Consider the following 10,960-nt stretch of genomic DNA (forward strand, 5'->3'; position numbering starts at 1 on the left):
GGAAGGCCGCACTGAACCGCTTCACGATCCAGTTCGAAGAGCGGCTGGTGCCGGGTTAAACCTCAACCCGTTTACACAAAATTCCGGACACCCCCTGGCCAATCCGTTTCTCGCTGAACTAACGAACAACACCGGCGAGACCACCAATCTCCTGGAACCGGCCCAGTTTGAGATGGTTTACGTCGCACGCTTCGCGAGCCATCGTTTCATTCCAATGCACATGCCAATCGGCTGCCGTATCCCGATGTACTGTACTCTTCGGGCCGCGCCTATCTGAGCGCGTTGGCGCCCGACGAGTGTCGCGCGATGCTTGAAGCAATGCCGCGAGAGCGCCATACGCCAAACACGATTACCGACCTTGAAGCGCTTATGGCTACTATCGACGAAGCACGGCAGCTTGGCTATGCGCTAAACACTGAGGAGTTGTTTGCCGGAGACATGGCCGTGGCGATTCCTGTTATCGGCAGTCAGGGGCAGCCGATTGCCGCTGTGAACGTGGTCACACCGCCGAGTCGGTGGACGGTCGAGACCATACGCCAGGACATTGTGTCCAAACTGATGGAATGCACGCGTGCGATCAGCAATGCGGTTCGGGCATTCAACTGAGTCCAAGGGAATCGAAATACTGTATGTCCGATTCCGTTGCCCAGTGATTTCGAATCGACCGGACAATCCGTCCTACGTCAATTGAACCGCAACCGTTTGTTTCAACGTGCACAAATCTGCTCATGCAGACTGTCTTCGCAGGGCAAACGGTTGTCCCTGCTGAGGGGCGAGGCGTTATCACCGCGACCAAAGGTACCTTTCGCACTCCGGTGCGGCAAGCCGTTCCGGGTGGCGAGCCAATGCTCGCGCACTGCACCTCTGTACGCTGCGTGAACACTGCGCCAGCCGGCCACACGCGATCCCGGGCTTTTTCCTGCAGGTGTCAGTGGTTAACCATTGCGTCAATCCTACGCCCATAGAATCTAAATCTCGCCTCTCAGTCACAAAGGTCTACAACAACGCGGTGCTTGCCCTCAATCGACCAGTTCCGCATCCTTTCTCTTGAGGTCATGCAGGGTCTGACCGGCGGCGTCTTTCCAGTCTAGCCAGCCATTGCATGCTGCCCCGCAGACTACTGCGGATGCACCGCTTGGCGATGAGAAGAGAACGTCTTCCTTGAAAATCAATAGCCCATCCTCAAGCATCACCTTACCCTGGCGGAGTAGTTCACTTCTAAGCCTGGCAAATGCGTGCCCTTGAAATCCCTTTCCGATTTCAGCCTTGCCCATCGAGCCCTTGAAAACTACAAGGCCTTCGTCAGTGTACGCCCCTTGGGCTGAGGTTCCGGAGCGCCTGCAAAACAGGATGTCCTTCGAAGATGTGTCAGATGTGAGCTTGGTCAGTGGCTCAAACGCGAGATGGCCAAGACATGCAAGTAGCGCGCGACCGGTTTCGAAGATTTCAAGGCAGTCGGCGACCAGCGGAGGCGGAATGTGTGAACGCATTCCCTCGTTGGCGTTTTCGGCCTCGTATCGACCAACCCTCTTCGCCTCCTGTATAAACAGAGACTCAAGGTAAAGCGCGTGAGTGGAGGTGAGGCTTTCTGTTCGTGTCGTCAGTACGAGTACCTTCTCCCAGAAGTCCTTCTCTTTGTTATGCGCCGCAAGGCGTTTACGGATGTCTCCGCTCTGGCCAACATAGAGACGTTTGCCTAACCCGTCGTCCCGCTCACCTACCAGAAAGTACAACGCAAGCTGTTCGCTTTCTCTCATGGCAAGAAAGTCCGACAACCGGCTGCGAGGCACCTCGATTACCTGGACGATGCGCGTTGTGATTTCTGCGATGCGGATGCCTCGCGGGTCGCCCCCGGGGAGAAAAATCTGGATGGTCTGCGGTCGAAGGCTCATTGCGATGGATTGACTGGTTAGCTAGCCGGGGCACTCCCAGCACGAGCAACGAAGGAATGCTTCGATGCCAACACAGTTGAATAGCGACAGCGTTTTAGCCAGAAGCTGATTGTTTCGCGCGTCGGACCATTTACAAGTCAAGACAGCGACATCTTGTCCTAACGTGCCACCGTGCTTCGAATTCCCGTCAATATGCGCCCCCACCCCGCATAAGCTCGCCTTGCACAGATCTCTCCCTTTGTTCCAGTAAAGATATCAATTCGCGCGAACTGTCGACGCTCTGCAAGAGCGTGACCTCCCGAATCCAGAAGTTCAGGCATAACGAGGTGATTACGACCAGCTATAGATAAAACCATTCGCTATAGGACGTACCAGAAAACTAGCGAGGTACCTATGCCGCGAATACTTCAAAATTGCAATTTCCGAGTGACACCCCCCCTCTTCCGCGACCGGCCAATCGAATTGGAACCGTGGTCCCGTGCGCTGAGACAGAGTACACAGGGGACCTCATTCCGGAAGTCGAATCGGTCATTCGTGCACTGAACACTGCATGGTCGACGAGCGCTTGGGGTTGGATAGAGGTTACAGAAATTTAGCTGCCGCCGCATCACCCACAAGCAAAGGAACCCAGGTCAACGTAGTTTCTTGGTCCGGGTCGCCAGCAAAAAATCTCAGCTTTTCACCAGGCAACCGCCCCTGCGCGGCCAAAGAAGAAAACCGGGTGACGTCGATAATCTCGAGAGAAGAGAGTGTCAACCAGACATGAAATTGGCCTCTGGCCCGCGCACAGATACACAGGATGGCGCTTGCGGGATGTGCTTGCTCGTCGCGTCCGTGTTGGTCCCGGCGCAACACATGGCGCAGAAGACCAGGTCAAGCAGCCAATGGAACTGCCAAACCGTGCGTGAACGCTCGGCGGAAGTTGTCCGCAGTTCCTGTTCGCAAAGCTGTGCGCAACTGCGCAGCCGCGGGCCTGACGGACTGTACGATTTCTTGGCCTGCGCCGACGACTTGAAAATATGACTCGCAGCGTGATCGAAATGTTTTTGTAATAACCGGAATGGGACCTTCCGGGGAGTTCGGAACGCGCCGTCGAAACAGAACGCACGGGCGTGCCTGTCTTTGGGCCGGAGGTGGAGAACGCGGGTAGTCTGCTGCATGTGCCGATACGGTTGTTTCTCCGTCTAGGCACACCTGAGATTTCCCTTAAAAAATCACAACATCCGGGCTGCGCTGTCTACCCCCGCCTTTCATCCCCGGCCTTCAGGCCACGCCTCGGGTAAATCTCGGCCACAAAGATTTTTAGGGAAAAATCTATCCCACCTTAAATCAACGCTCAGTATAAGTATTTGGATATTTTCGCCATCCCCTTGTTTTATACGAAAATAATAAATACGATTATCTAATTCCGTCGCTTTATAAAAATAATTTCCAATCTTTACGTTTAAAATTAATTACCTCGTGAACGAACAGCCTACATTTTTTCCATCCTCGTTTCGTGACGCGCACGTCCCGGGTTTCGTCGCATTCATGCGCGACTGCGGCTTCTCCCGACAAGCCGCAATGACACCCGGCGCCGCGATCCTTCCTGTGAGCTAAAAACAGGTTCCTACATGCCATATAAAGACTATTGGACGGCAACAAATGAATGAAGATGCACAGACTGTCGAAACAGGCATCGACGATAGCGTGTCTTACCGACACCACTACACCGAAGACGCGATGCGAGCTATCGACGATTACTGCTCGGACTACCCATCGCGGGACTTGAAAGCCATTCTGGATGAGACGGCTCGTCTCATTGATATCCATGACGACGGCACCTTCGAATACTACGCACAGTTGGAGCCAGAAACAGTAGGCCGCTGGGTTCTCGGCAACGCCTGGGATGCTCCGACGCAATATGACAACCGAAACGTTTCCCTAGCCCGAGAAATACTCACACACTATTGCGAAGTAATGCGTTGCGCCTCGGCCTACGCCAAACGCCGCTTGCATGACCCGACTGTTCGCTTTCTGAACGACGAGGAGGGACTCGAAACGTTACTCCTCCCCGAGCGTCAGACTGCGATAGATAGTCTTCGATATCCCGGCTTACTCAAAGCCGCTCAATCGCTCATTGAAAGTCGGCGACATCGGGCGCGTTTAGGCAGACACGATAGCACCCGTCAGGCGCAACATTCCCGCATCACCGACGCTGACTGGCCAGAGCTGTTTCAGCCAATCGAAGTGCCACTGGAGTTTGGGACCTACAACCGTATGTGGTGTGAGGCGCTCCCCGAGCGGGTTCGTGAACTGACCGAGGAGCAGTTCGCACTCGTTATTCCGTGCGGAGAGTCCAGTGGTCAAGACACTGCGGAACTCACGCAGGATGCGACTCCTAAACTCATTCTCAGCATTGACACCGCCGGGAAGCCGGTTGCATGCGAGGCATTCGCAGGTGGCACGCTTCGCATCCCCTTCGTTGCGAATCGCAATCTGTTTGCGGAGCTACGTAGCCATCTCGCTGTGGTGTATGTGTTCGACCAACATGCGCTTTTCGTCGAATATCCGTGGAATCAGATGACGCTGGGAAGAATGCGAATAGACGAGGCAGAGTTGCTTGAACGGCGGGCACACGAGAACCCCGACCTCGTATCGGCCGCGCTAGAGAACATCCAGCCTTGCCGGTTTCAGGTCGACCGCATTGTGGGAATTTTGAGCGGCAAGTCCGCACCTGCCTGGATGGAAGACATCCCCTTTTGAATCGGGTGCACGAATCATGCATCCATGCGAAACCTTCTATTAATCCGACACTATGTTCAACAACATCGACTCTCTTAAACCGCGAGACGACGTATTAAAGCTCTTTGAATACGCGAAATCGCTGCTTGACCTTCACCAGGACAACAACGTCGACTTCTGGCGAAACATGGACGCAACCGCCCTGGAGGTGTGGCTGCGCGAGGACCACCCTGACAAGGCACACGTCCTGGACTCGCGAGTCGGCCTCACAGACCTGCGTGAGCTGCTCTCCAGGCATCTGACGAAAATGCGCTGCGCGGCCGAGTGGGTTCACCGCATATTTGAAGTAAGTATCTACGAGCCGAAACCGAGCCCCGATTATTTTACGCAGTTCTCTGGACTGTGCGATGACTACCCCGAACTTCTTCGCGATGCTTACCTCCACTACGGCCTTGCTCAGGCGGTACAGACGCTCATGATTAGGTGGTATCTACAGCCGAAGGCAAGCGCTCTGGCTGGTGTGAAACGCGGACTGCCATACACCTTCATTAAGGCTTCCGATAACGAAGCCCTCGCGAGACTTCTTTCGGCGCGATGGGCCACGGGCGACCGATTTTACGCGGACAGGGATTTGCTTCACCCCATCATCGGCGACGTCACCAACGAGCGCAAGGTTCTCCTGTTCGCAAAACTGAAGGAATTGGGAGGCGACCCGCACTCTCTGGTTTCAGCGAACGCATCTCCTGTCATCGAACAAGGTCCACGAACAAGTCGACTGGCGGAAACATTTTCGAACGGCAACCTGCGCCTTCCAATTTCCGCGAGTTCCGAATACCTCGAACTGGTTCGGAGCCGCGTGGCGGTGCTGTATTTGCTCGAAACAGGCGCGTTGTTTGTTGAATACCCGTGGCATCGTTTCGGTTCGGGCCAGTGTCGGCTCCAGCATGACCACGATGTTGTCGGCGGAACGTTGTCCGTCAACATGCAATGTCCGGTGGAGCGACGCGATGAGATTGATGAGATTGGCCGCCATTTCAAAGAGGCCATAGTTGAACTGCCCGAGTTGCGTGCAAACAGATTGAAAGTGCCGGCTTAGTTGATATCGAACAGCTGAACGCCGGCTGCCCACCGAAATGTTGAATCTTCCGACGTCGCGCCGCTTCAATTCGCAAATGAGATGCCGCAGTCGTGTTGTGCACGACGAGCGGCTACCAATTAGGGTAGCCTACAATGCTCGTCCAGTTGCGACGCACCACGGACTCGACAGGACTATCGACATTGGCTGTGTAGACACCAGGGTATATGCGACGAAGCTTGCCTTCTTCGATGTGGTGACGGACTCGGCGCGAGTCGACCTGATTTGCAAAGAGGATTTCAGGTGCTGGGGTATTTTGCATTTACCGGGGTGCGTGACGGACAATGCGGAGAAAAATGTCACTTAACTAGACTATATCGCGACTAAAAGCGCACATAACGGCGTACCGTTCCAAAATATGCCCTCCTCGCGGAAGCGAAGCCCACGCCACCTAATTCAACTGGCAAAACACTTATAGGGATATAAACAGCACCTAACCGTACGATTGACCGAGTGAAAACGCACCTATCGTGTCAATTTGAGCGCGCTGCGCAAGCAAATTGGCTTGCGCACCGACGAGAAACTCACGGCCGATTGATAGATTCGCACGAGAGTCGTACCCAAGTTCAGGTTGGCCGACAAAAATCGCACCTAACAGGAGATCGACGGGGCAAAAGGCTGGCGACGCGTAGCATCGACGACGCGATGCTTATGGCCAACCCGAACGAAAAACCGCGAGCTAACTCGCTGCTCTTAAAAGTTAGGTTTCAAGCTAGCGATGTGACGCACCAGCGCGTGGCGACGAGAGATGGGCGGCCCAAAATGCATTCTGCCGACGGCCACGACGGGCACGTCAAAGCCGCATCCGTCGCGGCCGGGGCCTTCGGTCGGTCGTTATTTTTTCTTCGGATCGTGGATTGGGAGCGATGGATGCTTCGGTTTAGTTGGCGGATTCACGTGATGTCTTCTGTCATCTTTACCATCATCGCGTTTCGGCTTCGGTCCAGGATTAATGTGATTTGACATGATTGCTAGCCCGTACTAGGTTAGTTAACATTGGAACTCACAAATCTACCTCTCAGGTCGGCCTGCCGTGCAGGGCGGCACCTTCATCTAGCCCACCATTACCTTCTCTGCCAAAAAGGCATCTGCGCAACAGTACCACCACTGGAGCACAAGATTAGCATTACTGTGTCCGGTGTGCTTTCCACAAAAAAACACCGACCGAGCGCTGTAGGGGCTACCGTTTCCACCGACGACTCTTGAGCGTCGACAAGTAATAGACCAGAAATCAACTTCTGCGAAGGAGTAGCCGTTGTGTCGGCGCGATAACCTGATCACGCGATAGGCCTTCGCGGAGACAGACGAACCGTTGCACGTACCTCATCTTCGAGAAGGTCGACCTAAGCGCGCGATTTTACACACCTAGCTTCCATTAGCGAGAAGGGCCACGATTGCGTCCGCAATGAGAGTGGAGAATCCTTATTTGACGCCCCACGTCACGTTCCTCACTTCTGTGCGCTGCACGACGGTCCGGTAAGGTCTGAACAGATCCGGCGAGTCGGCCGTCGTGAGCCATCTCACCGACGTACAATCACGTCCACATAGTCGAGAATGAACGACGTTCGGCCCGAGAGGAGTGGACCTTCAGGAGTACGCCTGACCACGCGCCGCAAGGTTGGGAAGACAATACCGTCGACGGTTACAGGATCGTAGCAGTAGTGCGCAGCCACGCCGCCCAACACGTCGGTAACATAGTCGAGCCGCTTGAGCATGAATTGCCCGTCAAAGTACAGTTTTTGCAATTTGGTATGGGCGGGAACATCGTCCGGGTAGGTCACTTCGAGGACGCGCCAACGCTCGTTTCCTTCGACGTGCTCTTCCAGTTCGCGGGTTGTGAATCCGTCACGGGTGAAAAGAAACGGCACGGTCAGGTAATTCCAGATTGCATAGCCAAGGAAGTAGGTCAGATGCAGCCGGTCCCACGGAGTAGAGCGTTCATGCCCCGCGAATGCAGCGCGCGGATTCGATCGCTCTTCGACAATCTCACCGTCCCGGCGCTCGACCCAAACACGGTCTGGTGTGAATATCCAGCGATCGTCAGGGTCTCCCCCGAGCCGCTGGAACACGGCGCGAGGCTTCGCAGTGTCTATCGACACGACTGGACGGTGGTGCCCAGGGAATCCTTTCAGGTCAAGAAGGCCGCCAGAAAAGTTGAACACGACATCTATGGCACATATGCCGTGCCATTTTTCTGTTCCACCATGTGCTTCTATCACGCGTTCAAGCAATTCGTTCATGTTTGAAAATTCTCCTAACTTCATTAGGCACGAAGCGTGCCGCTGACTTTGAGCAAGGAAGTCGTTCCCCGTGACATTCGGGCGTGGGCCACGTGTCAAATCGATTGATAACCGCGTGAGGGCGCATTGCCGAGAGTCGACTTGTCTTCCCGAAAGAGCACCTCCACAACGTCGCTGCCTTGCTCGCCGCACTTTAAAGCTATAACTACGGCCGCATCCTGTTGGTCAAGTCACACTGTTTTTGTAGTGGTCATTTTTTACTGCGCTAATATTTCCATTCGAGCTATATGAGTTCGCGCTGTGGAGTAACCGCATCACGACGGAGAGGCCTCCTGACGCACGTACTCATTGAACCAACCTATTGCTGATGTACTAGCTTGCTCGAAATTCCCAAGATAGAAATCGAAACGGCCTCGGGGGGGACAAGGGTTCCTTCCATATCATCTCAATTTGATATGCGAAAATTCAAGTCCATCGGCGACGCGCTTTACGCAGAAAGAAATGCCAAAACTTCTTGGGTGAAGTCTTCGATGTGTTGAAACAGAAAGCCGTGCCCAGAGTCCGGATACAACACCAGCTTGGCGTTTGGTGCCTCTTGCGAAATGACGAACGAACCGTACGTCGGCACCATGACATCCGTAACTCCATTTGCCACCAGGATGGGCATGGAAAGTTCTTTGAGTCGAGGCCGCGCAGCGTCACCACCATTTGTCCAGTTCACAATCGCCTTGAGCTGATTCATAACTGAGGGCATCTTCGTGGCAGGACCGTCGTTTTCCGCTGCAACACGCGCCAGGTAAGCGCGGCCGGCAGCTCTACTTGTCTCAGAGTCCGCGAAGAACAGAAAAAGATAATCCTCGTCATCGATCGATTCCTTGAGCGCAATCTCGTTCACACGAGGGTGACGCTTTGCCCCATCCGTAACCCCACCAGGACCGGAGCCCGCGATGACCAGCCGGCGCACACGCGCGGGCGAACGCAGGGCCATTGCCTGTCCAACATACCCCCCCAACGACCAACCGAATACGTCAATGACATCGATTTTGAGTGCGTCCAAGAATTCAAGCGCAATCTCGGCAGTCGCGGTAACTGTGGGCGGAGCATCCCCTTCTGAACGCCCAACTCCCGCGCTGTCGAACCGGATAACCCTGCGATGAGCCGCAAGTTTTTCAACGAACTCAGGATCCCACTGATCGATCACACCGCGAAATCGCTGGATCAGCAGTAAGGGTTCAGCATCCGGACTTCCGTCAACTCGATAGGCGAGCCGACCGCTCGGAGTTTCAATGTATTGGATCTGTTTATCGCTCATTTTCTGTGTCTTCATGTTCAGAGGCATGCATTTCCGTTCGCATGCGAGTTGACTAGCGTGTGGCATGCTGATTCATGTTGTGATACGAATAGAACTCCTTATGAAAACAGGAATGACACATTTTCAATGCACATTATCTTTGACGTCGCGCTCTGAGTCGATCTAGGTGCGTGTCACGTTGCATCCAGCATGCATAGCTACGACGCAACAGTCATTCGCATTGGTCAACACGGTTAATGTTGATCCAACCTGGCAATCAATTCAGGAAACCGTCAAAAATCATCGTCATAAACTGTTTGAATGGAACATCTCCGCGCTCGACCTTTGCTCTGAGGACCGTCCCTTGCCAGGCATTCAGGATAAAAGCCGCGACTACCGAAGCAGGCAAATCCGTTTGGACCAGCCCAGAATCTTGAGCTTCTCTTACACAAACTTCCAGCAGTTTAGTCCAATCTCGGAAAGCGATTTCAATGCGTTCGCGCATCATTTCGCTCTGGTCAGAGATTTCAGACGAGAAATTTCCAATCAGACAACCAGATCTGTATTTCGCCGTTTTTCGAGCCGATATGAGTGTCTCGAAATAGTGCCTCAGCCGCGCCAAAGGATCACCTACCGAGGCGTCGTTCAATATGCGAAGTGCTCTACTACCACGATCCCAGTAGCGTTCAACCACTTCGACCGCAAACGCATCTTTGCTATCAAAATGATTGTAGAACGATCCTTTTGGAACATTCGCACCGTTAGCTATCTCCTGGACACCGGTAGCGTTAAAGCCTCTGGCATAGAAAGCATCCATGCCCGAATCAAGGAGTCTTTCGCGTACATCGGTAGTTGCCATCGCCCAACTCGTCGATTAAAGACACAGAATAAGATGACCAGTCGGTTTACACAAGCAATTTCTTCGACCTGAGCTGCAAGCATCCGTTACGCCAACGCATTCGCGCCCGCGATGAGCCTGAAATCACGATGTACAGGCCTTCGTCAACGACGCGTACCGGCGCTTCCCTCGCGCGGAGACGGATCGCCTTGGCAGCGACAATACTCTCCATGCTTATGCGTTATTACGCGGGCAAGCACCGTGTATGGGCCGTCGCGCCCCCCCCCCAGATCGATGCCTGAGCAGGAAAACGACCGGCGCCTGCACTGGAAACCGGAGCGCGTGCGGCAGGAGCGTACCGCGCACACCAACCGGATTCGCCGCTTGCTCGTGCTGCACCATCTCTGGGTCAGGTATGTCGATAGCCAGATCCGGACTCACCGGTGGTCACGGCAGCGCGAGCCACTGCCACCCGGCCTCTGCGCCGAGGTTGAGCGCGAAAGTGAGCGGCTCGCGCTTGTGCGCAATCAGATCAGCCTGCTCGAAGCACAGTAGGATCAGCAGGTGCGCAGCGGCTTGCACCCCGGCGTGGCATTGCTGGCAAAGCTTGCGGGAATCGGCGCAGGCAGCGCGTGGACCCTAATGAGGGAAATGTTTGGATGGCGACAGCTTCACAACCGTCGGGAAGTGGCCGGCTGCTGGGCCTGACGCCTATGCCATATGCCAGTGGTATCAGTGAAGCAAGGTAAGCGCTAGTTAAAGCACACCGGATCGTCAGATGCGGCGGAGAACAGGGGTTCAAGCCTGTCTACTTTTTGCCCCAGTTGTTCCACGCCATGC

At 54.5% G+C, this 10,960-nt stretch carries 7 protein-coding genes and 1 pseudogene; 4 read left to right on the forward strand and 4 right to left on the reverse strand.

The window, feature by feature from the left end:
* Positions 1-151: 151 nt before the first annotated feature.
* Positions 152-606 (forward strand): annotated as a pseudogene (locus BM438_RS46640) (IclR family transcriptional regulator).
* 413 nt (positions 607-1,019) lie between these two features.
* Here the strand turns inward: BM438_RS46640 and BM438_RS43950 are convergent.
* A complete protein-coding gene (locus BM438_RS43950) occupies positions 1,020-1,757 on the reverse strand; it encodes a GIY-YIG nuclease family protein (protein ID WP_244179616.1) in 738 nt (245 codons plus the stop codon).
* A gap of 1,779 nt (positions 1,758-3,536) precedes the next feature.
* On the opposite strand from BM438_RS43950, the gene BM438_RS43960 reads away from it, so the two are divergent.
* Positions 3,537-4,637, forward strand: coding sequence for a hypothetical protein (locus BM438_RS43960; RefSeq protein WP_093647760.1), 1,101 nt, complete (start codon positions 3,537-3,539; stop codon positions 4,635-4,637).
* A 52-nt stretch (positions 4,638-4,689) separates the two neighbouring features.
* Positions 4,690-5,712, forward strand: a complete 1,023-nt coding sequence (locus BM438_RS43965) for a hypothetical protein (protein ID WP_093647762.1) — start codon at positions 4,690-4,692, stop codon at positions 5,710-5,712.
* A gap of 1,559 nt (positions 5,713-7,271) precedes the next feature.
* On the opposite strand, the gene BM438_RS45250 is transcribed toward BM438_RS43965, so the two are convergent.
* From BM438_RS45250 to BM438_RS43990, 3 genes are all read right to left on the reverse strand, one after another.
* Positions 7,272-7,991: a hypothetical protein gene (locus tag BM438_RS45250; protein ID WP_143131877.1), complete on the reverse strand. Its 720-nt coding sequence runs from the start codon at positions 7,989-7,991 to the stop codon at positions 7,272-7,274.
* A gap of 487 nt (positions 7,992-8,478) precedes the next feature.
* On the reverse strand, positions 8,479-9,303 hold the full coding sequence (locus tag BM438_RS43985; RefSeq protein WP_093647773.1) for an alpha/beta fold hydrolase: 825 nt from the start codon (positions 9,301-9,303) through the stop codon (positions 8,479-8,481).
* Between the two features lie 256 nt (positions 9,304-9,559).
* Positions 9,560-10,141 (reverse strand): TetR/AcrR family transcriptional regulator, encoded by a 582-nt coding sequence (locus BM438_RS43990; RefSeq protein WP_093647771.1) that lies wholly within the window; start codon positions 10,139-10,141, stop codon positions 9,560-9,562.
* 273 nt (positions 10,142-10,414) lie between these two features.
* Here BM438_RS43990 and BM438_RS45255 point away from each other — a divergent pair, with 273 nt between their 5' ends.
* Positions 10,415-10,675, forward strand: a complete 261-nt coding sequence (locus BM438_RS45255) for a hypothetical protein (RefSeq protein WP_143131878.1) — start codon at positions 10,415-10,417, stop codon at positions 10,673-10,675.
* Positions 10,676-10,960: the final 285 nt, after the last annotated feature.

The organism is Paraburkholderia aspalathi (genome assembly GCF_900116445.1).
Taxonomy (GTDB): domain Bacteria; phylum Pseudomonadota; class Gammaproteobacteria; order Burkholderiales; family Burkholderiaceae; genus Paraburkholderia; species Paraburkholderia aspalathi.